Annotated in this window: 26 protein-coding genes and 1 other RNA gene; 16 read left to right on the top strand and 11 right to left on the bottom strand. The window is 61.9% G+C overall.

The window, feature by feature from the left end; genetic code table 11:
* Positions 1-14: 14 nt before the first annotated feature.
* Positions 15-572 carry a YecA family protein gene (locus tag P7C00_RS30970; protein ID WP_123726759.1) on the bottom strand — a complete coding sequence of 186 codons (558 nt, stop codon included), beginning with the start codon at positions 570-572 and terminating at the stop codon, positions 15-17.
* Between the two features lie 235 nt (positions 573-807).
* Between P7C00_RS30970 and P7C00_RS30975 the strand changes: the two genes are divergently transcribed.
* The 4 genes from P7C00_RS30975 to P7C00_RS30990 all read left to right on the top strand — a co-directional run bounded on the left by P7C00_RS30975 (position 808) and on the right by P7C00_RS30990 (position 2,234).
* A complete protein-coding gene (locus tag P7C00_RS30975; RefSeq protein WP_011064144.1) occupies positions 808-1,017 on the top strand; it encodes a TIGR02449 family protein in 210 nt (69 codons plus the stop codon).
* The gene (locus P7C00_RS30980; RefSeq protein ID WP_016962902.1) at positions 1,014-1,337 is read left to right on the top strand and encodes a cell division protein ZapA; all 324 of its coding nucleotides are present in this window, start codon (positions 1,014-1,016) and stop codon (positions 1,335-1,337) included. The genes P7C00_RS30975 and P7C00_RS30980 overlap by 4 nt, the downstream gene beginning before the upstream one ends.
* 23 nt (positions 1,338-1,360) lie before the next feature.
* Positions 1,361-1,539, top strand: a non-coding RNA gene (ssrS, locus tag P7C00_RS30985) — 6S RNA.
* Between the two features lie 89 nt (positions 1,540-1,628).
* Positions 1,629-2,234 carry a 5-formyltetrahydrofolate cyclo-ligase gene (locus P7C00_RS30990; RefSeq protein WP_346633334.1) on the top strand — a complete coding sequence of 202 codons (606 nt, stop codon included), beginning with the start codon at positions 1,629-1,631 and terminating at the stop codon, positions 2,232-2,234.
* A gap of 33 nt (positions 2,235-2,267) precedes the next feature.
* Here the strand turns inward: P7C00_RS30990 and P7C00_RS30995 are convergent, their stop codons facing one another.
* Positions 2,268-2,564 carry a hypothetical protein gene (locus tag P7C00_RS30995; protein ID WP_102862188.1) on the bottom strand — a complete coding sequence of 99 codons (297 nt, stop codon included), beginning with the start codon at positions 2,562-2,564 and terminating at the stop codon, positions 2,268-2,270.
* A gap of 47 nt (positions 2,565-2,611) precedes the next feature.
* On the opposite strand from P7C00_RS30995, the gene P7C00_RS31000 reads away from it, so the two are divergent.
* From P7C00_RS31000 to P7C00_RS31015, 4 genes are all read left to right on the top strand, one after another.
* Positions 2,612-3,061, top strand: coding sequence for an EVE domain-containing protein (locus P7C00_RS31000; protein ID WP_346633335.1), 450 nt, complete (start codon positions 2,612-2,614; stop codon positions 3,059-3,061).
* Positions 3,062-3,245: 184 nt separating this feature from the next.
* Entirely contained in the window at positions 3,246-4,211 is a 966-nt protein-coding gene (locus P7C00_RS31005) for an HlyD family efflux transporter periplasmic adaptor subunit (RefSeq protein ID WP_346633336.1), read from the top strand.
* Positions 4,208-6,925, top strand: coding sequence for a ribosome-associated ATPase/putative transporter RbbA (rbbA, locus tag P7C00_RS31010; protein WP_346633337.1), 2,718 nt, complete (start codon positions 4,208-4,210; stop codon positions 6,923-6,925). Before P7C00_RS31005 ends, rbbA begins: the two co-directional genes overlap by 4 nt.
* Complete coding sequence (locus P7C00_RS31015; RefSeq protein WP_404937878.1) at positions 6,925-8,043, top strand: ABC transporter permease; 1,119 nt, start codon at positions 6,925-6,927, stop codon at positions 8,041-8,043. The genes rbbA and P7C00_RS31015 overlap by 1 nt, the downstream gene beginning before the upstream one ends.
* Before the next feature lie 102 nt (positions 8,044-8,145).
* On the opposite strand, the gene P7C00_RS31020 is transcribed toward P7C00_RS31015, so the two are convergent.
* The gene (locus P7C00_RS31020; protein ID WP_123726765.1) at positions 8,146-8,553 is read right to left on the bottom strand and encodes a flagellar basal body-associated protein FliL; all 408 of its coding nucleotides are present in this window, start codon (positions 8,551-8,553) and stop codon (positions 8,146-8,148) included.
* A gap of 158 nt (positions 8,554-8,711) precedes the next feature.
* Here P7C00_RS31020 and P7C00_RS31025 point away from each other — a divergent pair, with 158 nt between their 5' ends.
* Positions 8,712-9,689, top strand: a complete 978-nt coding sequence (locus P7C00_RS31025) for an NADPH:quinone oxidoreductase family protein (RefSeq protein ID WP_346633338.1) — start codon at positions 8,712-8,714, stop codon at positions 9,687-9,689.
* A gap of 16 nt (positions 9,690-9,705) precedes the next feature.
* Here the strand turns inward: P7C00_RS31025 and P7C00_RS31030 are convergent, their stop codons facing one another.
* The 6 genes from P7C00_RS31030 to P7C00_RS31055 form a co-directional block, all read right to left on the bottom strand.
* Complete coding sequence (locus tag P7C00_RS31030; protein WP_346633339.1) at positions 9,706-10,356, bottom strand: gamma-glutamylcyclotransferase; 651 nt, start codon at positions 10,354-10,356, stop codon at positions 9,706-9,708.
* Positions 10,357-10,567: 211 nt separating this feature from the next.
* Complete coding sequence (locus P7C00_RS31035; RefSeq protein WP_404937879.1) at positions 10,568-11,536, bottom strand: CDP-6-deoxy-delta-3,4-glucoseen reductase; 969 nt, start codon at positions 11,534-11,536, stop codon at positions 10,568-10,570.
* Positions 11,536-13,002, bottom strand: coding sequence for a 4-hydroxy-3-polyprenylbenzoate decarboxylase (ubiD, locus tag P7C00_RS31040; RefSeq protein WP_123726769.1), 1,467 nt, complete (start codon positions 13,000-13,002; stop codon positions 11,536-11,538). The genes P7C00_RS31035 and ubiD overlap by 1 nt, the downstream gene beginning before the upstream one ends.
* 125 nt (positions 13,003-13,127) lie before the next feature.
* A complete protein-coding gene (rho, locus tag P7C00_RS31045; protein WP_017125454.1) occupies positions 13,128-14,387 on the bottom strand; it encodes a transcription termination factor Rho in 1,260 nt (419 codons plus the stop codon).
* 247 nt (positions 14,388-14,634) lie between these two features.
* The gene (trxA, locus tag P7C00_RS31050) at positions 14,635-14,964 is read right to left on the bottom strand and encodes a thioredoxin TrxA (RefSeq protein ID WP_016967174.1); all 330 of its coding nucleotides are present in this window, start codon (positions 14,962-14,964) and stop codon (positions 14,635-14,637) included.
* A gap of 120 nt (positions 14,965-15,084) precedes the next feature.
* Entirely contained in the window at positions 15,085-15,789 is a 705-nt protein-coding gene (locus tag P7C00_RS31055) for a FadR/GntR family transcriptional regulator (RefSeq protein WP_346633341.1), read from the bottom strand.
* A gap of 255 nt (positions 15,790-16,044) precedes the next feature.
* Between P7C00_RS31055 and P7C00_RS31060 the strand changes: the two genes are divergently transcribed.
* The 5 genes from P7C00_RS31060 to ppx all read left to right on the top strand — a co-directional run bounded on the left by P7C00_RS31060 (position 16,045) and on the right by ppx (position 20,545).
* Positions 16,045-16,830, top strand: a complete 786-nt coding sequence (locus P7C00_RS31060; RefSeq protein ID WP_404937880.1) for a transporter substrate-binding domain-containing protein — start codon at positions 16,045-16,047, stop codon at positions 16,828-16,830.
* Positions 16,831-16,851: 21 nt separating this feature from the next.
* Positions 16,852-17,520 (top strand): amino acid ABC transporter permease, encoded by a 669-nt coding sequence (locus P7C00_RS31065; RefSeq protein ID WP_213665230.1) that lies wholly within the window; start codon positions 16,852-16,854, stop codon positions 17,518-17,520.
* Positions 17,517-18,167 carry an amino acid ABC transporter permease gene (locus P7C00_RS31070; RefSeq protein ID WP_346633344.1) on the top strand — a complete coding sequence of 217 codons (651 nt, stop codon included), beginning with the start codon at positions 17,517-17,519 and terminating at the stop codon, positions 18,165-18,167. The genes P7C00_RS31065 and P7C00_RS31070 overlap by 4 nt, the downstream gene beginning before the upstream one ends.
* Positions 18,154-18,888, top strand: a complete 735-nt coding sequence (locus P7C00_RS31075; RefSeq protein ID WP_404937881.1) for an amino acid ABC transporter ATP-binding protein — start codon at positions 18,154-18,156, stop codon at positions 18,886-18,888. The genes P7C00_RS31070 and P7C00_RS31075 overlap by 14 nt, the downstream gene beginning before the upstream one ends.
* 154 nt (positions 18,889-19,042) lie before the next feature.
* On the top strand, positions 19,043-20,545 hold the full coding sequence (gene ppx, locus P7C00_RS31080; RefSeq protein WP_346633346.1) for an exopolyphosphatase: 1,503 nt from the start codon (positions 19,043-19,045) through the stop codon (positions 20,543-20,545).
* Between the two features lie 173 nt (positions 20,546-20,718).
* On the opposite strand, the gene ppk1 is transcribed toward ppx, so the two are convergent.
* Both ppk1 and hemB read right to left on the bottom strand, forming a co-directional pair.
* Complete coding sequence (ppk1, locus tag P7C00_RS31085) at positions 20,719-22,932, bottom strand: polyphosphate kinase 1 (RefSeq protein ID WP_346633347.1); 2,214 nt, start codon at positions 22,930-22,932, stop codon at positions 20,719-20,721.
* Between the two features lie 18 nt (positions 22,933-22,950).
* Positions 22,951-23,964, bottom strand: coding sequence for a porphobilinogen synthase (gene hemB / locus P7C00_RS31090; protein WP_060841658.1), 1,014 nt, complete (start codon positions 23,962-23,964; stop codon positions 22,951-22,953).
* Between the two features lie 207 nt (positions 23,965-24,171).
* Here hemB and P7C00_RS31095 point away from each other — a divergent pair, with 207 nt between their 5' ends.
* Both P7C00_RS31095 and elbB read left to right on the top strand, forming a co-directional pair.
* A complete protein-coding gene (locus P7C00_RS31095; RefSeq protein ID WP_346633348.1) occupies positions 24,172-24,798 on the top strand; it encodes a DedA family protein in 627 nt (208 codons plus the stop codon).
* A gap of 49 nt (positions 24,799-24,847) precedes the next feature.
* The gene (gene elbB, locus P7C00_RS31100) at positions 24,848-25,516 is read left to right on the top strand and encodes an isoprenoid biosynthesis glyoxalase ElbB (protein WP_346633349.1); all 669 of its coding nucleotides are present in this window, start codon (positions 24,848-24,850) and stop codon (positions 25,514-25,516) included.
* The last annotated feature ends 2 nt before the right edge of the window (positions 25,517-25,518 follow it).

The following is a 25,518-nucleotide window of genomic DNA, read 5'->3' on the forward strand; positions in this document are numbered from 1 at the left end:
CAGTTCCCTGTCAGTCAGTGCAGAGAAGGCTTGGCAGCCGGTGCAACGGTCTTGTTGGTTTCGGTGAACAGCAGCAATGGCGCGACCCGCAGGTACTCCATCACTTCCATGTAGTCGCTTTCACCATCGTCGGACTCTTCCAGCGCATCCTGTACCTGAGCGATGGCTGCAAGGTCCTGCAACACTTCCGTGGCCTCGACGCTCAGGGCGCTGCTGTCACGGGAGTTGAGGCCGAAACCGGCGAGGAAACCCTGGCACCACTGGCCAAGGGCCGCGGCACGTTCGGTCAATGGCGCGTCGTCGCTGGGCAGCAGCAGGACCACGGTCATGTCGTCGCTGGTGAGCTCGCCCTTGACCATTTCCTGCAGGCCGATCAAGGCATTGCGCACGTTGTCTTGTGGCTCGCCTTCGAGCAGCTCGGAAGCGTCCACCAGCCAGCCGTCGACCTCGAAGCCGGCGCCGGCGCAGCTACGGCCCAGCAACAGGCCGTGCAATTCGGCAGGAGAAACAGGATGACCGCTGCTGCTGAGCAGGGTGGCGAAGGCGTTGTACGGGGAATTCTGAATGGGCATGGGCAGCTAGGCGCCAAGCGGCGCAATGTCTAGAATGAAGGCCTTGTATCGTAGGGCGTGTCATCATTCATTGCCAGCGCCGCGTTGCGCCTTGCGCCCCGTTACAGCGGTCCGCGGGGCCTTGGGCGACGGACAGATTGCCGACCGGACAGCACCCGATGCGCCAGGACTGTTCAGGCCGTCCAGGCGCTGCCCAGCCAGTTGCCACTCATCAGACCAACTTCAGTGGGACACAATGGAAGACACCGACCTGCACGCACTGATGGCCAGACTCGAACTGCTTATTACCCGGGTCGAGCAACTAAAGAGTCAAAACGCACTCTTATTAGCTCAGGAAAAGACCTGGCGCGAGGAACGCGCGCACCTCATTGAAAAAAACGAAATCGCCCGGCGTAAGGTCGAATCGATGATTTCGCGCCTCAAGGCCCTGGAGCAAGACTCATGAGTTCAAGCAATAGCGTTACCGTGCAGATCCTCGACAAAGAATATTCGATCATCTGCCCCCAGGAAGAACGCAGCAATCTGGTGAGCGCCGCCCGTTACCTGGACGGCAAGATGCGCGAGATCCGCAGCAGCGGCAAAGTCATAGGCGCCGATCGCATCGCCGTCATGGCCGCCTTGAACATCACCCACGACCTGCTGCATCGCCAGGAACGTCCGGATGTGCAGGCCAGTGCCACCACCCGCGAACAGGTACGAGATCTGCTGGAACGTGTTGATCTGGTCCTGGCCACCGATTCGGACGCAAGCAAGGCTGATTCCTGACAACGCTTGCGGTATACTTGCGCCACTCCCTGGGGTGCTTGCCAGTTGGCGATGTCCCTGAGCCGATTCGCACTACCCTGGAAGTTGCACGTTGGGCTGGTGTGCATGTCCGCTAGACGGAAAGCCTTAAAGCCTGCTGCATCTTCCGCCTTGAACTTTCGGGTTCAAGGGCTAAGTTGACAGCGGTTCACCCGGGGAGCCTGAATTGTCACCCAATGCCAGTTATCCATGCTGGCATTGGTTTTTCCGGGTAGGCTGTTCTGCCATGTCCGACCTTCCATAGCCTCCTCCATGACCGAACCTGCGCCGCTTTCCCGCCCGCAACTTCGACGCATGCTGCGTAAAGCCCGTCGTGCTCTGACACCTGCCCAGCAACGCCAGGCCGCCTGCGGGCTGTACCGCCAACTGGCGCAGAATCCGGTATTTCGCCGAGCCCGACACCTGTCCCTGTACCTGCCCACTGACGGAGAAATCGATCCGCGCCTGCTGCTGCGTGCCGCGCAACGTCGGGGCAAGGCCACCTATTTGCCTGTGCTCAGTGCCTGGCCGCGGACCAAAATGGTCTTCCAGCGCGTGCGCCCCGGAGAAAAACTACGCCCCAACCGCTTTCGTATCCTCGAACCCAGGATCAACGTCGCACGCCAACGCAAAGTCTGGGCGCTGGATCTGGTGCTCCTGCCCTTGGTGGGATTCGACGAAGACGGTGGGCGCCTGGGAATGGGCGGCGGCTTCTACGACCGCAGCCTGGCCTACCTGGCGCGGCGCAAGAGCTGGCGCAAGCCGAAGCTGCTGGGGCTGGCCCATGAATGTCAGAAAGTCGCGAGACTGGATCAGGCCAGTTGGGATGTGCCGCTACAGGGCACCGTGACTGATCAGGGATGGTACTGCGCCCGATAGACGTCGCGTTCGCTCAGCGACGCCGGGACAGATTCAGCGCTTGAAGGGTTGCGGCTGTTGGGCAATCTCGATCGGGGCATCGGTCTTGTTGGCCCACAAGCTCTGCGCATAACCGGTGGTCACGACGCCCAAACCGAACAAAATAACCAAAATCCATAGTAAATCCGGTTGGCGTTTCATCGATTGCCCCCCCTCGGGCAAGTCACACACGATGACAGCAACGGTTTCCATAACAGGCCGTGCAGCAGCGTCAAGCTTAAAATCCCGGCATTCTGCGATAACGTGAACCGACACGCAAATGCTGGCGTCAACCGACTGTCGGTTTGTCATAAAATCCTCCGACAACCTGCCCAACCACCCTTTGGAGGGTAAGAAAGATGGCCTATTGGCTGATGAAATCCGAGCCAGACGAACTCTCGATCCAGGACCTGAACAAGCTTGGCCAGGCTCGTTGGGACGGGGTGCGCAACTACCAGGCACGCAACTTTCTGCGCGCCATGGCCGTCGGCGATGAGTTCTTCTTCTACCACTCCAGTTGTCCGGAGCCGGGCATCGCCGGCATCGGCCGAATCATCAAGACGGCCTACCCGGACCCCACGGCCCTGGAGTCGGACAGCGTCTACTTCGACCCCAAGTCCAGCGCCGAGAAAAATGCCTGGAGCGCAATCGACGTAGCCCACGTGGAAACCTTCAACAAGGTCCTGCGCCTGGACTATCTCAAGCAGCAGACAGCCCTCGCTGAAATGCCCCTGGTGCAAAAAGGCAGTCGCCTGTCCGTCATGCCAGTGACCACAGAACAATGGGCAACCGTGCTCTCTCTACGCTGACCCACCCACCCCGGCGTGCCGTGGCCTGGCAAGCGCCACGGCACTCGCTCCAGTTTTTTGCCCCGATCGCCATGCAGCCTGCGAACAATAGGTTTAGGCTTGGCCCTTTCATTTGACGAGCATCAAGCGGGTAAAAGCCTTGATCCGTCAGACTAGGACGCTATAGCCGCAGGACGCAGAACACATGTCGACGAACCACCGTTCTTCCCGCCTTTTCGCTGTTTCCCTCTTGATTCTGTTGCTCGCCGCTGGTGGCTTCGGTTACTGGAAATCCCTCCAGGACCGTCTGCCGGAAGGGTTGAGCATGGGCAATGGCCGCCTCGAAGCCACCGAGGTGCAGATCGCCAGCAAGATTCCCGGGCGGCTGGCGGAAGTGCGGGTCAATGAAGGCGACAAAGTGCTCCAGGGCCAACTGCTGGCCCGCATGGACACCCGCACCCTGGAGGCCCAGCGCAGCCAGGCCGAAGCCGAAGTGCTGCGCGCCCGGGAAAACCTCTCCGCCGCAGAAGCCAACGTGCAACTGCGCCAGAGCGAGTTGCTCCTGGCCAATCAGGAACTCAAGCGCTCCCAGGAACTGTTCAGGCGCGGCTTCGCCAGCCAACAGATCATCGATCAGCAACAGGCTCGGCTGAACACCGGAAATGCAGCCGTGCTGGCGGCCCAGGCTCAGGTTGCAGCGGTCAAGGCCGCTATCGGCGCCGCCCTGGCCCAGGTTGCCCAGCTCACCAGCGAGATCGACGACAGCAGCCTGCGAGCCCCCATCGACGGCATCATCCAACTGCGTCTGGCCGAACCTGGCGAAGTACTGGGGGCCGGCGGCCGAGTACTGCTGTTGATCGATCCCAACGACCAATACATGAACCTTTACCTGCCAGCCTCGGTCACCGGACGCCTGACGGTGGGCGATGAGTCGCGGATTGTTCTCGACGCCCTGCCCAACCAGCCACTGCAGGCGAAGATCAGCTTCGTCGCGGCCAAGTCGCAATTCACCCCCAAAGAAGTGGAAACCCGGGACGAACGCCAGAAACTGGTATTCCGGGTCAAGGTGCGCCTGACTCAACCCACCGCCGTGCCCCAGGCCAAACCGGGCATGCCCGGTGCCGGTTATGTGCGCACCGCCCCCGTGGACTGGCCGGCTAACCTGCAATGAGTGCCCTGGCGCTGCACGCCACCGGCATCAGCCATCGCTACGGCGCCCAACAGGCCCTGATCGACATCAGCTTCAGCCTCCCGGCAGGCACGCGCTGCGGCCTGATCGGTCCTGACGGTGCCGGCAAGTCGAGCCTTCTCGGGCTGATTGCCGGGGTCAAGAAGCTTCAGCAAGGCGAGCTCGAGGTACTCGGCGGAGCCATCTCCCAGCGCCGCCACCGCAGCAGCCTCTACCCGCGTATCGCCTTCATGCCCCAGGGGCTGGGGGGCAACCTGTATCCCGAGCTGTCCATCAGCGAAAACATCCGCTTCTTCGCCACCCTGTTCGGTCTGCCCCGTGACGAATGCGACCAGCGCATGCACAGCCTGCTGCTGGCCACCGACCTGCTGCGTTTTGCCGAACGCCCGGCGGGCAAGCTGTCCGGTGGGATGAAGCAGAAACTCGGTCTGTGCTGCGCGCTGATCCACGAACCGGATCTGTTGATCCTCGACGAACCCACCACCGGGGTCGATCCGCTTTCCCGCCGACGCTTCTGGGAACTGGTGGAGGATGTGCGCCAGCAACGGCCACAACTGACCCTGTTGGTGGCCACCGCCTACATGGAAGAAGCCGAACAGTTCGAGCATTGCCTGATGCTCGACCAGGGCAAATTGATCGCCCAGGGCCTGAGCCGAGAGCTGGCGCAGGTGACGGGCAGCGGCAAGCTGGACGATGCCTTCACCCATTTCCAGGGTGACAGCGGCCACGACAACCAGCCCCTGGTGATCCCGCCCCGCTCCGGCGACGCTCAGGGCATCGCCATCGAAGCCCACGAACTGACCTTGCGCTTCGGTGACTTCACCGCAGTCAACAAGGTGAGTTTCGCCATTGGTCGCGGAGAGATCTTCGGCTTCCTCGGCTCCAACGGCTGCGGCAAGACCACCACCATGAAAGTCCTCACTGGGCTGATGCCCGCCACTGAAGGCAGCGCCAAACTGCTGGGCAATCCGGTGGACGCCAAGGACCTGGCCACCCGCAAGCGGGTCGGCTTCATGTCCCAGAGTTTTTCTCTTTATGGCGAACTCAGCGTGCGCCAGAACCTGGAGCTGCATGCCCGCCTGTTCGACCTGCCGAAAACCGAGAGCGGCCCACGCATCGAGGAACTGATCCAGCGCTTCGACCTGGGCGCAATCGCCGAGCAGCAATCCGGCGCCCTGCCCCTGGGCCTGCGCCAGCGCCTGTCCCTGGCGGTGGCGGTGCTGCATCGCCCGGAAGTGCTGATCCTTGACGAACCCACCTCCGGGGTCGACCCGGCGGCCCGTGACGATTTCTGGCGCCTGCTGATCGAGTTGTCCCGAGATCAGGGGGTGACGATCTTCCTCTCCACCCACTTCATGAACGAGGCCCAGCGCTGCGACCGCATCTCGCTGATGCACGCCGGCAAAGTACTGGCCTGCGACACTCCGGCGGCGCTGCAACAGCAATTTGCCGGTGAAACGCTGGAGGCGGCTTTCGTCCGCTGCCTGGAAGAGGCCCAAGGGCCTGCGGACACTCCGCCGCCTCCGCAACCCGCAGCCGCCAGCAGCACCATCGCGCCTCCGCGCTCGGGCCTGAGCCTGGCCCGACTGCTGGCGGTGGCGACCCGGGAAGGCAAGGAACTACTGCGGGACAAAGTGCGCCTGGGCTTTGCCCTGCTAGGGGCGATCTTCATGATGGTGATCTTTGGCTACGGCATTTCCCTGGATGTGGAAAAACTCGCCTTCGCCGTCTACGACCAGGACCAGACGCCGCAAAGCCGCGCCTACCTGGAGGCCTTCCGCAGCTCACGCTACTTCGAGGAAAAACCCACCATCCGCAGCTCCGCCGAACTGCATCGGCGCCTGCAGCGTTCGGAGATCAAGCTGGCCCTGGAAATCCCTCCCGGCTTTGGCCGTGACCTGTATGCCGGCCGCCAACCGGCGGTGGCGGCCTGGCTGGATGGCGGCATGCCGTTTCGCGCGGAAACCAGCCGCAACTACGTCGAGGCAGTGCACCAGGCCAACCTCGAGCGCCTGGCTGAACAAAGCAGTCCGGCACTTAACTCAAGGCCCGCAGCCAAGCTGGAAACACGCTTTCGCTACAACCAGGACGTAGTCAGCGTCAACGCCATCGGCCCCGGGGTCATGGCGCTGATCCTGGCGTTCATTCCGGCCATGCTTACCGCCCTGGGCATCGTTCGCGAAAAGGAACTGGGCTCGATCACCAACTTCTATGCCACCCCGCTGACCCGCCTGGAGTTCCTCCTTGGCAAGCAGGCGCCGTACCTGGCCGTGAGCCTGGTCAACCTGGGATTGCTGGTGGCCATGAACCGCTGGCTGTTCGGCGTGCCCTTCAAGGGCAGCGGCCTGACCCTGGCCCTGGGCGGCGTACTCTACGTGCTGGCCACCACCAGCATGGGTCTGCTGATCTCGGCCTTCACCCGCACGCAGATCGCGGCGATTCTCGGCACCATGATCATCACCAGCCTGCCCACGATCCAGTTCTCCGGGCTGATCGTACCGCGCTCATCCCTGGAAGGATCGGCGGCGATCATGGGGCAGTTGTTCCCCGCCGGGTACTTCCTCGACATCGCCGTCGGCACCTTCACCAAGGCCCTGGACCTACGGGAGCTGTGGCCTCAATGCCTGGCACTGATCGGGTTCTTCCTCGGTTTCACCGGGCTCAGCCTGATCATGTTGAAAAAGCAGGAGGTCTGATGAATCGACTCGCCCACATCCTGCGCCTGGGTCTCAAGGAGCTCACCAGCCTGCGTCACGACAGCGTCTTGCTGCTGTTCCTGCTGTATGCCTTCACCGTGGCCATCTACCTGCCGGCAGCCGGCTCGGTCATTGGCGTACACAACGCTAGCGTGGCCCTGGTGGATGAAGACCACAGCGCACTGTCACGACAATTGGCAGAAGCCCTGCAACCACCGGAGTTCCAGAACCCGGTCGCCCTGCCCTACGACCAACTGGACAAGGTGATGGACAGCGGTCAGTACACTTTCGTGATCAACATCCCCGCCAACTTCCAGAGCGACCTGCTGGCCGGCCGCCAGCCGGCGGTGCAGGTCAACGTCGACGCCACCGCCATGAGCCAGGCGTTCATGGGCGCCGGCTACATTGGCCGGATCTTCCAGCGCGAGTTGCTCAACTATGCCAACCAGGCGGATGCCGCGAGCGAGGCCCCGGCCCTGCTCACCACCCGCGCGCTGTTCAACACTAACCTGGAGGGAGGCTGGTTTCTTGCGGTGATCCAGATCGTCAACAACATCACCATCCTGGCGATCGTGCTCACCGGTACCGCGCTGCTGCGCGAGCGCGAGCACGGCACCCTCGACCACTTGCTGGTACTGCCGCTGACGGCCCTGGAGATCATGCTGGCGAAAATCTGGAGCAATATGCTGGTGGTGGTGCTGTGCACCTGGATATCGCTGGAGGTGATAGTCAAAGGCGTGCTGGGGGTACCACTGGCGGGCTCAATGGGGCTGTTCCTGATGGTCACCGCGTTGTATCTGTTCGCCAGCACCGCCTTGGGGATCTTCCTTGCCACCCTGGCCCGCTCCACCCCGCAGTTCGGCCTGCTGGCGATCCCGGTGATCATTCCCATGCTGCTGTTGTCCGGTGGCAGCACGCCGCTGGACAGCATGCCGCAATGGCTGCAATGGGTCATGCAGGGCTCACCCTCGACCCATTTCGTCAGCCTCAGCGCGGCAATCCTGTTTCGCGATGCCGGGGTCAACGTCGTCTGGCCGGACCTGCTGGCGCTGACAGCAATCGGCCTGCTGTTCTTCGCCATCGCCCTGGCGCGCTTTCGCAAAAGCCTCGCCTCATGACTCGCACCCGGTAGGAGCCGGCTTGCCGGCGAAGGACCCTTCAGCCCTGCATCGCCCGCTAGGACGTCTTCGCTGGCAAGCCAGCTCCTACTGCTGGCAGGGTTACTGGATGATCAGGTTGTTGAACAGCAGATCTTCCACCACCGGCTTGCCGGTTTCATCGTTCATCACCTGTTGCACCTGCTTGAGGGCTTCCTGGCGCAGCTTTTCCTTGGCCTCGACGTTGTTCATGGTGTCGGTGGTCTGCTGGGCGAACAGCGCCACCAACTGATTGCGAATCAGTGGCTCGTTGGCCTTGACCGCCTGGGCCGAGGCATCGCCGGTCACCCGCAGAGCCACGTCAGCCTTGTAGACCTTAAGCTTGGGGCCGCCATCCAGGCCGTAGTTGCCTACGAATGGTGGGCTCAGGCTGATGTAGCTGACTTTCGGTGCTTCGCCTTCTTTGGCCTCTTCAGCCCCGGCTGCCATCGGCAGAGAGAGGGCCAGCAGCAACATGATCCACGCTTTCACAATTCGCTCCTTAATCCGGTTTGCGGCCTAGCATAAAGGCCCGCCCGCCTGAGCCCAAGCACAAGCTTATGGCTGACCATCAGGGCTGGGCATGCTCGTTGACCGCCTGATTCACACTCCTACACTTATCGGCCACCACTCCCAAAGGAATAGCCCTGATGAAAGCCGTGCTGTGCAAAGCCTTCGGCCCCGCCGAAACGCTGGTGCTGGAAGAGGTCGCAAGTCCCGTGCCGAAGAAGAACGAGGTCCTGCTGGACGTGCATGCCGCAGGGGTCAACTTCCCGGACACCCTGATCATCGAGGGCAAATACCAGTTCAAGCCGCCGTTCCCTTTCTCCCCGGGCGGCGAAGCGGCCGGTGTGGTCAGTGCAGTGGGCGAGAAGATCAGCCATCTCAAGGTTGGCGACCGAGTCATGGCCCTGACCGGCTGGGGCAGCTTCGCCGAGCAGGTGGCGGTGCCGGGCTACAACGTGCTGCCGATTCCTGCCGCCATGGACTTCAACACCGCTGCCGCCTTCAGCATGACCTACGGCACCTCGATGCACGCCCTCAAGCAGCGGGGCAACCTGCAACCCGGTGAAACCCTGCTGGTGCTCGGTGCCTCGGGCGGAGTCGGACTGGCGGCGGTGGAAATCGGCAAGGCCATGGGCGCCCGGGTAATCGCCGCCGCCAGCAGTGCGCAAAAGCTCGCCGTGGCCAAGGCCGCCGGCGCCGATGAGCTGATCAACTACAGCGAAAGCAACCTGAAGGACGAGATCAAGCGCCTGACCGATGGCAACGGTGCCGACGTGATCTACGATCCGGTGGGCGGCGACCTGTTCGACCAGGCCATCCGCTCCATTGCCTGGAATGGCCGCCTGCTGGTGGTGGGCTTTGCCAGCGGGCGCATTCCTGAACTACCCGTTAACCTGGCTTTGCTCAAGGGCGCGGCTGTGGTGGGAGTGTTCTGGGGCTCCTTCGCCCAACGCCAACCCCAGGACAACGCCGCGAACTTCCAGCAACTGTTCGGCTGGTTCGCCGAAGGCAAGCTGAAACCGCTGGTATCCCAGGTCTACCCACTGATCGAAGCCGCCCGGGCCATTGATGACCTCGGTCAGCGCAAAGCAGTGGGTAAAGTCGTGGTACAGGTTCGCTAAGAGCCTCTGCCGAGGCTCAATGGGCGACAGCGCCCTTGCAGCGCTTGAGCCGCGCTTCCAGGTTGCGATCCGGCATGGCGTGGCTGCGCAGGGCCTGGACCGTCTGCTCGACATAATCGCGGGTGGTGCCATAACGCCCGCAAGCGCTTTCGAACACCTGACTCAGTACATGATCCGGCAGATTGCCGGCATAGCTGGGCAGGTGCCGTTCCAGCACAAAGCCCAGGGCCTGGACCTGGCTGCCGTCCTCAAGGCGGCAGTTGAGCCAGTGCGGACGGTAAGAGGGATAAGGCATTTCACGTTGCCACAGGGCATACAGCGACGCATCCAATTGCTCCTCCGGCAGCCGATAGGCAAAGCCGCTGCAGGAGCCCCCGCGATCCAGACCGAACACCAGCCCCGGCAGCTCCGGAGTACCGCGATGCTCGTGGGACCACAAGTAGAGACCGCGATGATAGCCATGCACCCGGCCACGCATGCGCTCGACCGCCGAACACTCCGGGCGCCAGATCAATGAACCGTAGGCGAACAACCAGACCGGGCCGCCCTTGTGCCGGGCCATGGTGGACTGCATGGAGCTGAGAAGTTGTTCGTGTGTCAGCTGCGGTCCCAGATCGAGCCGCGGAGGGTAAGCCAGATTCAGATAACTGGATTCAAGGGCTGTCATGGCGAATAGCGTTCGGCTCCCCGCGTAAAAGAAGTTACTTAATAGAACGCTTGGCAGTAACTACAAGACACATAAGTTTCAAGGCAAGTTAAGTGCCACTAGAGCAGCACTCAAGTTGAAGGCTTATATATAACCTACCGGCATTTATTTAATTATCTAAATACCGATGGGCTATATACAGAGTTATAACGAAAGGACGGGGCCGATGCAGTCAGGGCCGCGGGGCGTAGGCAAACACGTCCGCCCGCATTTGATGGGCATCCATACCGGCGCTCACCAGAGCGTCCAAGGTGGCGTAGATCATGGCTGGCGAACCGCTGGCGTAGACATGCACCGACGACAGGTCGGCGATGTCCTCGCAAACCGCCTCATGCAGCATGCCGCAGCGCCCCTCCCAACCGCACAGGTCGCTGACCACCTTGTGCAGATAGAGATTGGGCAGTTGCTGCCACTCATCCCAGTGTTCCAGCTGATAGAAATCTTCCGGCCGGCGTACACCCCAATACAGGTGCACCGGATACTTGAAGCCTTTGGCCCGGCAGTGCTCGATCAGGCTGTGCATCTGTGCCATACCGGTACCGGCAGCGATCAGCACCAGCGGTCCCTCCGGTAACTCGGCCAGGTGAGTGTCGCCAAAAGGCAATTCGACCCGAGCCATGCGGTTGCGCTGCAACTGCTCCATCAAGCTCTGCGCACTGTTTTCGCGCACCAGCACATGCAGTTCCAGATCACGCCCGCAATGGGGCGCCGAAGCCAGGGAGAAGGCCGACTTCTCACCGTTATCCCGCTCCAGCATCAGGTACTGGCCCGCGTGATAGCGAGGTGGCTTGCCGGCCGGCGCCCGCAGCCTGACCCGCCAGACATCGCCGCCGACCTCAAGGCACTCAGTGAGCTGACACGACAAGCTGCGCACCGGCAACTCTCCCAGCGCAAGGACGCCATCCCACAGCACAATGCAGTCTTCCAGCGGCTCTGCAATGCAAGTGTAGAACTCACCGTGGTCACGCACATCGCCGGCTTGCTGCACGCTGCCCTCCACCAGCAGGGCCGCGCACACGTGACAGTTGCCATTGCGGCAGCTCTGCGGGCATTCATAGCCCAGGCGCCGCGCCGCATCGAGAATCCGCTCGCCGGGCAGCGTCTCAAGCACCGCTCCGGAGGGCTGCAAGGTTACACGCATCAATCTATTCCTAACTGATTCCAGATGGCATCGATCCGGCGGGTGACCGCCTCATCCTTGACGATGACCCGGCCCCACTCTCGGGTAGTTTCTCCGGGCCACTTGTGAGTGGCATCGAGCCCCATCTTCGAGCCAAGGCCAGACACCGGCGAGGCGAAGTCGAGGTAGTCGATCGGGGTGTTGTCGATCATCACCGTGTCGCGCTTGGGGTCCATGCGCGTGGTGATGGCCCAGATCACGTCGTTCCAGTCCCGGGCATTGATATCGTCGTCGGTGACGATAACGAACTTGGTGTACATGAACTGTCGTAAAAACGACCAGACACCCAGCATTACCCGCTTGGCGTGGCCCGGGTACTGCTTCTTCATGGTCACCACCGCCATGCGGTACGAGCAACCTTCTGGCGGCAGGTAGAAGTCGGTGATTTCCGGGAACTGCTTCTGCAGGATCGGCACGAACACTTCGTTCAGCGCCACGCCGAGAATCGCTGGCTCATCCGGCGGCCGGCCGGTGTAGGTGCTGTGATAGATCGGCTTGATGCGGTGGGTGATGCGCTCCACGGTGAACACCGGGAAGCTGTCGACTTCGTTGTAGTAGCCAGTATGGTCGCCGTACGGGCCTTCATCGGCCATCTCGCCGGGATGAATCACCCCTTCAAGGATGATTTCGGCGGTGGCCGGCACTTGCAGGTCATTGCCACGGCACTTCACCAGTTCGGTGCGGTTGCCCCGCAGCAGGCCGGCGAAGGCGTATTCGGAGAGGCTGTCCGGCACCGGGGTCACGGCACCCAGGATAGTTGCCGGGTCGGCGCCCAGGGCAACGGACACCGGGAACGGCGTGCCCGGATGCTTCTCGCACCACTCGCGGTAATCCAGGGCGCCGCCACGATGGCTCAACCAGCGCATGATCACCTTGTTGCGGCCGATCACCTGCTGACGATAGATACCGAGGTTCTGCCGGTCCTTGTTCGGACCCTTGGTCACGGTCAGGCCCCAAGTGATCAGCGGCCCGACGTCGCCTGGCCAGCAGGTCTGTACCGGCAGCATGCCAAGGTCGACGTCGTCGCCTTCGATCACCACTTCCTGGCAGACCGCATCCTTGACCACCTTGGGTGCCATGGAAATGATCTTGCGGAAGATCGGCAGCTTGGACCAGGCATCCTTCAAGCCCTTGGGCGGCTCCGGCTCCTTGAGGAAAGCCAGCAGCTTGCCGATCTCGCGCAGTTCGCTGACGGCTTCGGCGCCCATGCCCAGGGCCACGCGCTCGGGGGTACCGAACAGGTTGCCGAGCACGGGGATGTCATAACCGGTGGGGTTCTCAAACAACAGGGCCGGGCCTTTGGCACGCAAGGTGCGATCGCAGACCTCGGTCATTTCCAGCACTGGGGACACCGGAACCTGGATGCGCTTGAGTTCCGAGCGCTGTTCCAGGCCGCTGATAAAGTCGCGCAAGTCGCGATACTGCATGCGTGAGCCTCGTTTTCGCCGTGGCATTCGGGGCAGGCAGTTTAGCGCCGAACCCACAGGTTCAGAATAGAGAATGTCAGATAGCAAAAAGCCGGGTTTCCCCGGCTCTTGCTGGCCTGATCGATTTACTTGCGTTTCATCGACAGGAAGAACTCATCGTTGGTCTTGGTCTGTTTCAGCTTGTCGACCAGGAACTCGATGGCTGCAACTTCATCCATGGGATGCAGAAGCTTGCGCAGGATCCACATGCGCTGCAGCTCGTCGTCGGCGGTCAGCAACTCTTCGCGGCGGGTGCCGGAACGGTTGATGTTGATTGCCGGGAAGACGCGCTTTTCAGCGATCTTGCGGTCCAGGGGCAGTTCCATGTTGCCGGTACCCTTGAACTCTTCGTAGATCACTTCGTCCATCTTCGAACCGGTTTCAACCAGTGCGGTGGCGATGATGGTCAGCGAGCCGCCTTCTTCGATATTCCGCGCGGCGCCGAAGAAACGCTTCGGTTTTTCCAGGGCGTGGGCGTCGACACCACCGGTCAGAACCTTGCCGGAGCTCGGGATCACGGTGTTGTAGGCACGGGCCAGACGGGTGATGGAGTCCAGCAGGATCACCACATCCTTCTTGTGTTCAACCAGGCGCTTGGCCTTCTCGATCACCATCTCGGCCACTTGTACGTGGCGGGTTGGCGGCTCGTCGAAGGTGGAGGCGACCACTTCGCCGCGCACGGTGCGCTGCATTTCGGTCACTTCTTCCGGACGCTCGTCGATCAACAGCACGATCAGATGAACTTCAGGGTTGTTACGGGTGATGTTCGCAGCAATGTTCTGCAGCATGATGGTCTTGCCCGCCTTTGGCGGAGCAACGATCAGACCACGCTGGCCTTTACCGATCGGAGCGCACAGGTCGATGACACGACCGGTCAGGTCTTCGGTGGAACCGTTGCCGGCTTCCATCTTCATGCGCACGGTCGGGAACAGCGGCGTCAGGTTTTCGAACAGAATCTTGTTCTTGGCGTTCTCGGGACGGTCGTAATTGATGGTATCGACCTTGAGCAGCGCGAAGTACCGCTCGCCTTCCTTCGGAGGGCGGATCTTGCCAACGATGGTGTCACCGGTGCGCAAGTTGAAGCGACGGATCTGGCTTGGCGAGACGTAGATATCGTCCGGGCCGGCCAGGTAGGAGGCGTCGGAGGAGCGGAGGAAGCCGAAGCCGTCCTGGAGGATCTCCAGCACGCCATCACCGGAAATTTCCTCACCGCTTTTCGCGTGCTTTTTCAGCAGGGAGAAAATCACGTCCTGCTTGCGCGAACGGGCCATATTTTCTATGCCCATCTGTTCGGCCAATTCGAGCAGTTCGGTAATCGGCTTTTGCTTGAGTTCAGTCAGATTCATATAGGAATGACGTAATCATTTATAGAGGGGGGAAATTAAGCTTTTGGCTTAATGAGGCCGCGCCGCAGAGAAGGCGACAGGATCGCGTACTTATTCGAAAAGGAGAGCGTCGGCGACGGCTTGCAGGGGGCACTGGAGAAACCAGTGCGGGGCCGAATGTAACACCTGAGTTTCGGAGCGTCTAGCCCTCAATTACGAAAAAGCCCCGCATTTTGCGGGGCTTTTCCAGGGCACTGAAAATCGACGCTTAGATGTTCGCGTCGAGGAAAGCTGCCAATTGCGACTTGGACAGTGCGCCGACCTTGGTGGCTTCGACATTGCCGTTCTTGAACAGCATCAGGGTCGGGATACCACGCACGCCATGCTTGGCCGGGGTTTCCGAGTTTTCGTCGATGTTCAGCTTGGCAACGGTCAGTTTGCCTTTGTAGGTTTCAGCAATTTCGTCCAGAACCGGAGCGATCATTTTGCATGGGCCGCACCACTCAGCCCAGTAGTCGACCAGTACAGCGCCTTCGGCTTTGAGTACGTCGGCCTCGAAGCTGGCATCGCTGACGTGTTTGATAAGATCGCTGCTCATGGAATTCTCCAGGTTGTAAGCAAAAAAACGTGGCCCATCATATCTGCCCTTCCCGCGTTCAGGAAGCCGGAGATGATTGACTCTAACTATGGTGCCCCATGAGTTTGGGTATAGCTCAGCTCAAGAAGAAGCGGGGGTGACAAAGGCGATTCCGGTGCGCAAGGCCGCATTGCGCACATGCTCCTGCATGGCCTTTTGTGCCGCTCCCGAGGCGTGCCGGGCCAGGGCGCGGAGGATCTTGCGGTGTTCCTGCCAAGTTTCCATGGCCCGTTCGGGTCGGATGAACGGTAGTTTCTGACTTTCCAGGAAAATCTCGGCGCTGGTGCTGAGGATACTCAGCATCGCTTGGTTGCCGCTGGCCAGGAGGATTTTTCGGTGAAACTCGAAATCCAGCCGCGCCGCCGCCTCAAAATCCCCGGACCGCAACTCGCGACGCATGGCCTCAACATTGTCTTCCAGGGCATCCAGCTCATCAGCGGTCAGGGTCACCGCCGCCAACCCCGCGGCAAAACCCTCCAGGGCATAGCGCAACTGGAAGATATCCACAGGTGAAGCCTGGGCGGCGAACGGCCAACTCAAGCCGACACCGGCTGCCGGAGCCTCGGGAGCCTGGACGAACACGCCCTTGCCCGGCTGCACACTGATCACCCCCAGCGCGCTCAAGGATGACAGCGCCTCACGCAGCGACGCCCGACTGACTCCCAACTGCAGCGCCAGATCCCGCTGCGAAGGCAGCGCATCCCCCGGGCCGAAGCCCTGCTCGCTGATCAATTGGCGAATGGCTTGCAGCGCCACTTCGGGTACGGCACGGGTAATCGAATTCATGGGCTTGAGGCTGGCCGGTGCAGGAAAAGCTCCCTTGTAAAGCTATTCGCCGAACCCGGCAAGTCGTGCCCCAAGGGGGTTCGACGGCACGACCCTATGCCCGATCCGAGTGCGAAAAAACACGCAACTGTTCAGACCAGTAAGACCGACAGAAGCCAGTAAAACCCGTATTTCCAGGACCTTTTCCGCGTGTTGGCATGGCCTGTGCTCTGTCGCCACACAGAAATCACTTCCCACGACTTGCGGAGATTCGCCATGACCAAACGCTGCAGCGCCCTGCTCTCTGCCCTGTTTGCCAGCCTGCTGCTGGCCCAGGCCCCGGCCCAGGCCAATGCCCTGGACGACGTGGTGGCCCGCGGCACCCTCAAGGTCGCGGTGCCTCAGGACTTCCCGCCCTTCGGCTCGGTAGGCCCGGACATGCAGCCCCGTGGCCTGGACATCGACACCGCGCGCCTGCTGGCCGAGCAGCTCAAGGTCAAGTTGGAGCTGACCCCGGTCAACAGCACCAACCGCATTCCGTTCCTCACCACCGGCAAGGTGGACCTGGTGATCTCCAGCCTCGGCAAGAACCCGGAGCGGGAGAAAGTCATCGATTTCTCCAAGGCCTATGCGCCCTTCTACCTCGCAGTCTTCGGCGCGCCCGACGCGGCCATCGCCGGCCTCGACGACCTCAAGGGCAAGACCATCAGCGTCACCCGGGGCGCCATCGAGGACATCGAGCTGAGCGCCGTGGCCCCACAAGGCGCGATCATCAAGCGCTTCGAGGACAACAACTCCACCATCGCCGCTTACCTTGCCGGCCAGGTGGACCTGATCGCCAGCGGCAACGTGGTGATGGTCGCCATCAGCCAACGCAATCCCAAACGCATTCCGGCGATGAAGATCAAGCTCAAGGACTCCCCGGTCTACGTCGGCGTCAACAAGAACCAGCCGGAGTTGCTGGACAAGGTCAACCAGATCCTCAGTGCCGCCAAGGCTGACGGCGCCCTGGAGAAGAACTCCCAGCTGTGGCTCAAAGAGCCACTGCCGGCTGACCTCTGATCGTCGCCCCGGAGCTTGAGCATGGCTTATCAGTTCGACTTCCTGCCGGTGCTGGAAAATACCGGCCTGCTGCTGCGCGGCGCCCTGTTCACCCTGGAGTTGACCGCCATAGGCACCCTGTTGGGGGTCAGCCTGGGGATAGCCGGGGCCCTGGTGCGGGCCTGGAAGATCCAGCCCCTGGCGGCGATTTTCGGCGTCTACGTCGAGCTGATCCGCAACACGCCGTTCCTGGTGCAGTTGTTTTTCATCTTCTTCGGGCTGCCATCCCTGGGCCTGCAGATTTCCGAGTGGCAGGCGGCGGTGCTGGCGATGGTGATCAACCTCGGTGCCTACTCCACGGAAATCATCCGTGCCGGCATCCAGGCGATTCCCAAGGGCCAGTTGGAGGCCGCGGCGGCCCTGGCCATGAGCCGCTTCGAAGCCTTTCGCCACGTGGTGCTGCTGCCGGCCCTGGGCAAGGTCTGGCCGGCCCTGTGCAGCCAGATCATCATCGTCATGCTGGGCTCGGCAGTGTGCTCGCAGATCGCCACCGAGGAACTGAGCTTCGCCGCCAACTTCATCCAGTCGCGCAACTTCCGCGCTTTTGAAACCTACGCCCTGACCACCCTGATCTACCTGTGCATGGCCCTGCTCATCCGCCAGTTGCTGAACTGGTTCGGCCAGCGCTACATCCTGAGGAACGGCCGATGAGCGACTTCACCTTCTGGGACATCCTGCGCAACCTGCTCAGCGGCTTGCAGTGGACCCTGTTGCTGTCCCTGGTGGCCTTTGTCGGCGGCGGTGTGATCGGCCTGCTGGTCATGACCCTGAGGATCTCCGACAAGACCTTTGCCTGCGCCTTCGCCCGCACCTATATAGAACTGTTCCAGGGCACGCCGCTGTTGATGCAGCTGTTCCTGGTGTTCTTCGGTATTGCCTTGCTGGGTGTGGATATCTCGCCCTGGCTGGCGGCCGCCATCGCCCTGACCCTGTTCACCAGCGCCTACCTGGCGGAGATCTGGCGCGGCTGCGTCGAATCGATCCCCCACGGGCAGTGGGAAGCTTCGTCGAGCCTGGCGCTCAATCCCTATGAACAGCTGCGCTACGTGATCCTGCCTCAAGCGCTGCGCATCGCCGTGGCGCCCACCGTGGGTTTCTCGGTGCAAGTGGTCAAAGGCACCGCGGTGACCTCGATCATCGGTTTCACCGAGCTGACCAAGACCGGCGGCATGTTGGCCAATGCCACCTTCGAGCCCTTCATGGTCTACGGCCTGGTGGCCCTCGGCTACTTCCTGCTCTGCTACCCCCTGTCCCTCAGCGCGCGCTACCTGGAAAGGAGACTGCATGCCTCTGCTTAGAATTTCCGCCCTGCATAAATATTACGGCGAGCACCATGTGCTCAAAGGCATCGACCTGAGCATCGAGGAGGGCCAGGTAGTGGCGATCATCGGTCGCAGCGGCTCGGGCAAGAGCACCCTGCTGCGTACCCTCAACGGCCTGGAGTCGATCAACGATGGCGTGATCGAGGTCGATGGGGAATACCTGGACGCCGCCCGCGCCGATCTGCGCAGCCTGCGACAGAAGGTCGGCATGGTGTTCCAACAGTTCAACCTGTTCCCTCACCTGACCGTGGGCGAGAACGTGATGCTGGCCCCGCAAGTGGTGCAGAAAGTGCCCAAGGCCCATGCTGCCGAACTGGCGCGGCAGATGCTGGCCCGGGTCGGTCTGGCGGAGAAGTTCGATGCCTTTCCGGATCGATTGTCCGGCGGCCAGCAGCAGCGGGTTGCCATTGCCCGAGCCTTGGCGATGTCGCCCAAGGTGCTGTTGTGCGATGAGATCACCTCGGCCCTGGACCCGGAACTGGTCAATGAAGTGCTCAGCGTGGTGCGTCAGCTGGCCCGGGACGGCATGACCCTGATCATGGTCACCCATGAGATGCGCTTTGCCCGAGAAGTGGGCGACAAGCTGGTGTTCATGCATCAGGGCAAAGTGCATGAAGTGGGAGATCCCAAGCAGCTGTTCGCTCATCCGCAGACCGCCGAGCTGGCGAACTTCATTGGCAGCACCGAACAGGCTTGAGGCTCCCGTGTCGCAGGAGCCGGCTGGCCGGCGAACAGCGACAGCGCAGCCTGCCGAGGGTTTTATGCGTTGAATCAACGCATTGGACACTGCGCGTTGGCGCGAGCCGTTGATCGTGGCAGGATGGCGAGGTTATCGACCGAGACCCCCAACCATGCCCCAATCCCAAGCCAAGAATCTGTCCCTGATCGCCGCGATCGATCTGGGCTCCAACAGCTTTCACATGGTCGTGGCCAAGGCCCGGAACGGTGAAATCCGCATTCTCGAGCGGCTCGGTGAAAAGGTTCAACTGGCCGCCGGAATCAACGAAGAACGCCAGCTCAACGAAGAATCCATGCAGCGCGGGCTCGACTGCCTCAAGCGCTTCGCCCAACTGATCAATGGCATGCCGCCGGGCACAGTGCGCATCGTCGGCACCAACGCCCTGCGTGAAGCCCGCAACCGCGGTGAGTTCATTCGCCGGGCCGAGGAGATTCTCGGCCACCCGGTCGAGGTCATCTCCGGCCGTGAAGAGGCCCGACTGATCTACCTCGGGGTGTCTCACACCCTCGCCGATACCCCGGGCAAGCGCCTGGTGGCCGACATCGGTGGCGGCAGTACCGAATTCATCATCGGCCAGCGCTTCGAGCCCCTGCTGCGGGAAAGCCTGCAGATGGGCTGCGTCAGCTTCACCCAGCGCTACTTCCGCGACGGCAAGATCACCCCCGCCCGCTACGCCCAGGCCTACACCGCAGCGCGGCTGGAGATCATGAGCATCGAGCATGCCCTGCATCGCCTGACCTGGGACGAAGCCATCGGCTCCTCCGGGACCATCCGTGCCATTGGCCTGGCCCTCAAGGCCGGCGGCCAGGGCAGCGGCGAAGTCAATGCCGAAGGCCTGGCCTGGCTCAAGCGCAAACTGTTCAAGCTCGGTGATGCCGAGAAGATCGACTTCGAAGGCATCAAGCCCGATCGCCGGGCGATCTTCCCCGCCGGCCTGGCGATTCTCGAAGCGATCTTCGACGCCCTGGAACTGCAGCGCATGGACCACTGCGAAGGCGCCCTGCGTGAAGGCGTGCTCTACGACCTGCTGGGCCGCCACCACCATGAAGACGTCCGTGAACGCACCCTCGGCTCGCTGATGGAGCGCTACCACGTAGACCTGGAGCAGGCCTCCCGCGTCGAAGGCAAGGCCCTGCGCGCCTTCGACCAGGTGGCGGCGGACTGGGACCTGGAGGACGGTGTCTGGCGCGAGCTGCTGGGCTGGGCCGCCAAGGTTCACGAAGTGGGACTGGATATCGCCCATTACCACTACCACAAGCATGGCGCCTACCTGATCGAGCACTCGGACCTGGCTGGTTTCTCCCGGGAAGACCAGCAGATGCTGGCCCTGCTGGTGCGCGGCCACCGCCGCAACATTCCCAAGGAGAAATTCGCCGAGTTCGGCGATGACGGCATCAAGCTGATCCGCCTCTGCGTGCTGCTGCGCTTCGCCATCCTGTTCCATCACATCCGTGGCACCCAGCAGATGCCTCAGGTGAGCCTGAGCGCCGAAGGCGATCATCTGGATGTGGAGTTCCCGGAAAACTGGCTGGATGAAAACCAGCTGACCCAGGCCGACTTCGCTCTTGAAGCCGAATGGCTGACCCGGGTCGGCATCGTGCTCAACGTCCGCTGACCCCGCCACAGACCTGTAGGAGCCGGCTTGCCGGCGAAGAGGCCGGGAAACCCTGCATAGTTCTCAAGGCCGCCTTCGCTGGCAAGCCAGCTCCTACCAAACGCCCAACGCAAGCCAATAAAAAAGGCCAGCCCGGTGATCGGGCTGGCCTTTTTCATTGGCGCCTGTAGCGCTTAGCGCACTGGCAACACCGGGCTGCCGAGTCGCTCCAGCAGGGTCGCCTGGGCACTGCGCGGGTTCTGGTTGCCGGTCGGCGTGTTGCGGATGTAACGACCGTCGGACTGCAGGCTCCAGCTGTGGGTGTTATCGGTGAGATAACTTTCCAGCTCTTTCTTGACCCGCAGGATCAGCTTCTTGCCTTCCACCGGGAAGCAAGTCTCGACCCGCTTGTCGAGGTTGCGCTCCATCCAGTCGGCACTGGAAAGGAACATCTGCTCCTCGCCACCGTTGAGGAAGTAGAACACCCGAGTGTGCTCCAGGAAGCGACCGATGATGGAGCGCACATGGATGTTGTGGGAAACCCCGGCAATTCCCGGACGCAAGCAGCACATGCCCCGCACCACCAGGTCAATGCGCACGCCGGACTGGCTGGCCTTGTACAGCGCGCGGATGATCTTCGGATCGGTCAGCGAGTTGAACTTGGCGATGATGTGCGCCGGCTTGCCGTCCAGGGCGAACTGGGTCTCCCGGGCGATCATGTCGAGCATGCCCTTCTTCAGGGTGAACGGCGCATGCAGCAGCTTCTTCATGCGCAGGGTCTTGCCCATGCCGATCAGCTGGCTGAACAGCTTGCCGACGTCTTCGCACAGGGCATCGTCGGAGGTCAGCAGGCTGTAGTCGGTGTACAGGCGGGCGTTGGCCGCGTGGTAGTTGCCGGTACCCAGGTGCGCGTAACGCACGATTTCACCCGCCTCGCGACGCAGGATCAGCATCATCTTGGCGTGGGTCTTGAAGCCCACCACGCCGTAGATCACCACCGCGCCGGCAGCTTGCAGACGGCTGGCCATCTGCAGGTTGGACTCTTCATCGAAACGCGCACGCAGCTCGATCACCGCGGTGACTTCCTTGCCGTTGCGCGCCGCGTCCACCAGGGCGTCGACGATCTCCGAGTTGGCGCCGCTGCGGTACAGGGTCTGGCGCACCGCCAGCACATGCGGGTCCTTGGCGGCCTGGCGCAGCAGGTCGACCACGGGGGTGAAGGACTCGAACGGGTGCAGCAGCAGGATGTCCTGCTTGCTGATGACGCTGAAGATGTTCTCGCTGTTCTGCAGCAGTTTCGGGATCTGCGGGGTGAACGGGGTGTATTGCAGCTCCGGATGACTGTCCAGGCCGGTGATGCTGAACAACCGCGTCAGGTTCACCGGACCGTTGACCTGATAGAGCTCGGTCTCGTGCAGGTTGAACTGTTTGAGCAGGTAGTCCGACAGGTGTTTCGGGCAAGTGTCAGCCACTTCCAGACGCACCGCATCACCGTAGCGACGGGAGAACAGCTCGCCGCGCAGTGCGCGGGCCAGGTCTTCGACGTCTTCGGTGTCCACCGCCAGGTCGGCGTTACGGGTCAGGCGGAATTGATAGCAGCCTTTCACCTTCATGCCCTGGAACAGGTCATCGGCGTGGGCGTGGATCATCGACGAGAGGAACACATAGTTGTCGCCGGGGCCGCCGACTTCTTCCGGGACCTTGATGATCCGCGGCAGCAGGCGCGGCGCCGGGATGATTGCCAGGCCGGAATCGCGACCGAAGGCATCGATGCCTTCCAGCTCGACGATAAAGTTCAGGCTCTTGTTCACCAGCAGCGGGAACGGGTGCGTCGGATCGAGGCCGATGGGGGTGATGATCGGCGCGATCTCGTCGCGGAAGAAGCGCCGGACCCAGGTCTTGAGCTTGGTGGTCCAGTGACGGCGACGGATGAAGCGGATCTGATGCTTCTCCAGTTCCGGCAGCAGGATGTCATTGAGGATCGCGTACTGGCGATCGACGTGACCATGTACCAGCTCGCTGATGCGGGCCAGAGCCTGGTGCGGTTGCAGGCCGTCGGCACCGGCCTGTTCCCGGGCAAAGGTGATCTGCTTCTTCAGACCCGCGACGCGAATCTCGAAGAACTCGTCCAGGTTGCTGGAGAAGATCAGCAGAAACTTCAGGCGTTCCAGCAGCGGGTAGGACTCGTCCAGCGCCTGTTCCAGCACACGGATATTGAACTGCAGTTGCGACAGCTCGCGGTGGATATAAAGGCTACTGTCATCCAGGTTGGGAATGACAATGGCCGGCGTCGGTTGCGCCTCGGCCACCACGGGCGCGGGCTCGAGCTCCGGCGGGGTTTCAACCACTTGCTCGACCACCGGCTGAGCGTCTTTTACGGCAACTTCTGAGAGTCCTTCAGTATTCATCGCGTGTTCCTGGGAGGGCTATTTTTGCTCTCGTAACAATTGAGCAGCACGAACGGCAAAGTAAGTCAGGATGCCATCGGCACCTGCACGTTTAAAAGCGGTCAGGGATTCAAGAATAACCCCTTCACCCAACCAACCATTCTGGATCGCCGCCATGTGCATGGCGTATTCGCCGCTGACCTGATAGACAAAGGTCGGCACCTTGAATTCATCCTTGACCCGAAAAAGGATATCCAGGTACGGCATGCCCGGTTTGACCATGACCATGTCCGCCCCTTCAGCCAGGTCCGCCGCCACTTCATGCAGGGCTTCGTCACCGTTGGCCGGGTCCATCTGGTACGAGGCCTTGTCGGCCTTGCCCAGGTTCAGCGCCGAGCCCACCGCATCGCGGAAGGGGCCGTAGTAGGCACTGGCATACTTGGCCGAGTAGGCCATGATCCGCACATTGACATGCCCCGCCAGCTCCAGGGCTTCGCGAATCGCCTGGACCCGCCCGTCCATCATGTCCGACGGTGCCACCACCTGGGCTCCGGCCTCGGCGTGGGACAGGGCCTGACGCACCAGGGCATCGACGGTGATGTCGTTCTGTACATAACCCTGTTCGTCGAGGATCCCGTCCTGGCCATGGGTGGTGAACGGGTCCAGGGCCACGTCGGTGATGACGCCCAGCGCCGGGAAGCGTTCGCGCAAGGCGCGGGTGGCGCGCTGGGCAATACCTTCAGGGTTCCAGGCCTCGGCCGCATCCAGGGACTTGAGCCCGGCCGGCGTCACCGGGAACAGCGCCAGGGCCGGAATCCCCAGCTCGACCCAGTGCGCCGCCTCTTCCAGCAACAGGTCAATGGTCAAGCGCTCCACACCCGGCATCGAGGCCACCGCCTCGCGGCGATTCTCACCGTCGAGCACAAACACCGGCAGGATCAGGTCGTCCACGCTCAACCGGTTTTCGCGCACCAGACGGCGCGAGAAATCATCACGACGGTTACGCCGCAGGCGAGTGGCAGGGAACAGACGGCTGGCAGGGGTAAAGCTCACGGCGGACTCCAGGGCCCGCGCTGGCGGGCGAGCGTGACAGTTATAAGCGGGCATTATGACGAACAGATGACAGTTGTGCTCAAGCTGTTGACCGGCAGCAACACTCATTGTCATTGGCCCAATTGTTCACGTCGAGACACATTTCGATACTTTCCCGAACGTCGTCGAAGGGGTAGGCTGCGCGTTCATTTCGCCAGCATCCAGACAATGCTCCAACAATTTCTTCAGGATTTCGGCTACTTCGCCCTCTTTCTCGGCACGTTTTTCGAAGGCGAAACCATTCTGGTTCTAGCCGGGTTTCTAGCGTTCCGCGGATACATGGATATCAACCTGGTGATGGTGGTTGCCTTCTTCGGCAGCTACGCCGGTGACCAGCTGTGGTACTTCCTGGGGCGCAAGCATGGCCGCAAGTTGCTGGCGCGCAAACCGCGCTGGCAGATGATGGGCGATCGGGCGCTGGAACATATCCGCAAGCATCCGGATATCTGGGTGCTGAGCTTCCGCTTCGTCTATGGCCTGCGTACCGTGATGCCGGTGGCCATTGGCCTGTCCGGCTATCCGCCGGGCCGCTATCTGCTGCTCAACGGTATTGGCGCAGCCATCTGGGCGGTAGCCCTGGCTTCGGCGGCGTACCACTTCGGCGCCGTCATGGAAGGCATGCTCGGCAGCATCAAGAAGTACGAGCTGTGGGTACTGGGCGCGTTGCTGGTACTGGGTTTCGGCCTGTGGCTGCGGCGGCGCTTCAAGAACGCCCGCCTGGCCAAGCAGATCTATGAAGCCGAACAAGCCGCCGAACAGGACAAGGCCAAGGCTCCGACGACACCAGTGGAGTAACACGCCGGTCATTGGCATGCTGTCAGCACCCTGAACCTGGAGAAAAACCATGAGCAAAAAAGTTGCAGTGATCCTTTCCGGTTGCGGCGTGTTCGACGGTGCCGAGATCCACGAAAGCGTGATTACCCTGCTGCGCCTCGACCAGCGCGGCGCCCAGGTGCAGTGCTTTGCCCCGAACATCCCGCAGATGCATGTGCTCAACCACCTGACCGGCGAAGCCATGCCCGAGACCCGCAACGTGCTGGTGGAGTCGGCGCGCATTGCTCGCGGCCAGGTCAAGGACCTGCGCGAGGCCAATGTCGAAGACTTCGATGCGCTGATCGTGCCCGGCGGTTTCGGTGCGGCCAAGAACCTCTCCAGCTTTGCCACCGAAGGCGCGGCCTGCACAGTCCAGGCGGACGTCCTGGCCCTGGCCGAAGCCTTTGCCGAAGCGGGCAAGCCGGTGGGCCTGATGTGCATCGCCCCGGCCCTGGCGGCGAAAATCTATGGTCCTGGCGTGACCTGTACCATCGGCAACGATGCCGATACCGCCGCAGCCCTGGGCAAGATGGGCGCCAGCCACGCCGAATGCGCAGTGGGCGACATCGTCGAAGACAAGGCGCGCAAACTGGTGAGCACCCCCGCCTACATGCTGGCGCAATCCATCAGCGAAGCCGCCGCCGGGATCAACAAACTGGTAGACCGGGTGCTGGAACTGACCCACGAAGGCGAGCAGTAATC

The organism is Pseudomonas sp. JDS08PS003 (genome assembly GCF_045013505.1).
Lineage (GTDB): Bacteria > Pseudomonadota > Gammaproteobacteria > Pseudomonadales > Pseudomonadaceae > Aquipseudomonas > Aquipseudomonas protegens_B.

What these genes read in the sequence shown, in the direction of transcription:
- P7C00_RS30970 (WP_123726759.1), bottom strand. Translation starts at nt 572, where the DNA reads ATGCCCATTCAGAATTCCCCGTACAACGCCTTCGCCACCCTGCTCAGC.
- P7C00_RS30975 (WP_011064144.1), top strand. Translation starts at nt 808, where the DNA reads ATGGAAGACACCGACCTGCACGCACTGATGGCCAGACTCGAACTGCTT.
- P7C00_RS30980 (WP_016962902.1), top strand. Translation starts at nt 1,014, where the DNA reads ATGAGTTCAAGCAATAGCGTTACCGTGCAGATCCTCGACAAAGAATAT.
- P7C00_RS30990 (WP_346633334.1), top strand. Translation starts at nt 1,629, where the DNA reads ATGACCGAACCTGCGCCGCTTTCCCGCCCGCAACTTCGACGCATGCTG.
- P7C00_RS30995 (WP_102862188.1), bottom strand. Translation starts at nt 2,564, where the DNA reads ATGACAAACCGACAGTCGGTTGACGCCAGCATTTGCGTGTCGGTTCAC.
- P7C00_RS31000 (WP_346633335.1), top strand. Translation starts at nt 2,612, where the DNA reads ATGGCCTATTGGCTGATGAAATCCGAGCCAGACGAACTCTCGATCCAG.
- P7C00_RS31005 (WP_346633336.1), top strand. Translation starts at nt 3,246, where the DNA reads ATGTCGACGAACCACCGTTCTTCCCGCCTTTTCGCTGTTTCCCTCTTG.
- rbbA (WP_346633337.1), top strand. Translation starts at nt 4,208, where the DNA reads ATGAGTGCCCTGGCGCTGCACGCCACCGGCATCAGCCATCGCTACGGC.
- P7C00_RS31015 (WP_404937878.1), top strand. Translation starts at nt 6,925, where the DNA reads ATGAATCGACTCGCCCACATCCTGCGCCTGGGTCTCAAGGAGCTCACC.
- P7C00_RS31025 (WP_346633338.1), top strand. Translation starts at nt 8,712, where the DNA reads ATGAAAGCCGTGCTGTGCAAAGCCTTCGGCCCCGCCGAAACGCTGGTG.
- P7C00_RS31030 (WP_346633339.1), bottom strand. Translation starts at nt 10,356, where the DNA reads ATGACAGCCCTTGAATCCAGTTATCTGAATCTGGCTTACCCTCCGCGG.
- P7C00_RS31035 (WP_404937879.1), bottom strand. Translation starts at nt 11,536, where the DNA reads ATGCGTGTAACCTTGCAGCCCTCCGGAGCGGTGCTTGAGACGCTGCCC.
- ubiD (WP_123726769.1), bottom strand. Translation starts at nt 13,002, where the DNA reads ATGCAGTATCGCGACTTGCGCGACTTTATCAGCGGCCTGGAACAGCGC.
- rho (WP_017125454.1), bottom strand. Translation starts at nt 14,387, where the DNA reads ATGAATCTGACTGAACTCAAGCAAAAGCCGATTACCGAACTGCTCGAA.
- trxA (WP_016967174.1), bottom strand. Translation starts at nt 14,964, where the DNA reads ATGAGCAGCGATCTTATCAAACACGTCAGCGATGCCAGCTTCGAGGCC.
- P7C00_RS31055 (WP_346633341.1), bottom strand. Translation starts at nt 15,789, where the DNA reads ATGAATTCGATTACCCGTGCCGTACCCGAAGTGGCGCTGCAAGCCATT.
- P7C00_RS31060 (WP_404937880.1), top strand. Translation starts at nt 16,045, where the DNA reads ATGACCAAACGCTGCAGCGCCCTGCTCTCTGCCCTGTTTGCCAGCCTG.
- P7C00_RS31065 (WP_213665230.1), top strand. Translation starts at nt 16,852, where the DNA reads ATGGCTTATCAGTTCGACTTCCTGCCGGTGCTGGAAAATACCGGCCTG.
- P7C00_RS31070 (WP_346633344.1), top strand. Translation starts at nt 17,517, where the DNA reads ATGAGCGACTTCACCTTCTGGGACATCCTGCGCAACCTGCTCAGCGGC.
- P7C00_RS31075 (WP_404937881.1), top strand. Translation starts at nt 18,154, where the DNA reads ATGCCTCTGCTTAGAATTTCCGCCCTGCATAAATATTACGGCGAGCAC.
- ppx (WP_346633346.1), top strand. Translation starts at nt 19,043, where the DNA reads ATGCCCCAATCCCAAGCCAAGAATCTGTCCCTGATCGCCGCGATCGAT.
- ppk1 (WP_346633347.1), bottom strand. Translation starts at nt 22,932, where the DNA reads ATGAATACTGAAGGACTCTCAGAAGTTGCCGTAAAAGACGCTCAGCCG.
- P7C00_RS31095 (WP_346633348.1), top strand. Translation starts at nt 24,172, where the DNA reads ATGCTCCAACAATTTCTTCAGGATTTCGGCTACTTCGCCCTCTTTCTC.
- elbB (WP_346633349.1), top strand. Translation starts at nt 24,848, where the DNA reads ATGAGCAAAAAAGTTGCAGTGATCCTTTCCGGTTGCGGCGTGTTCGAC.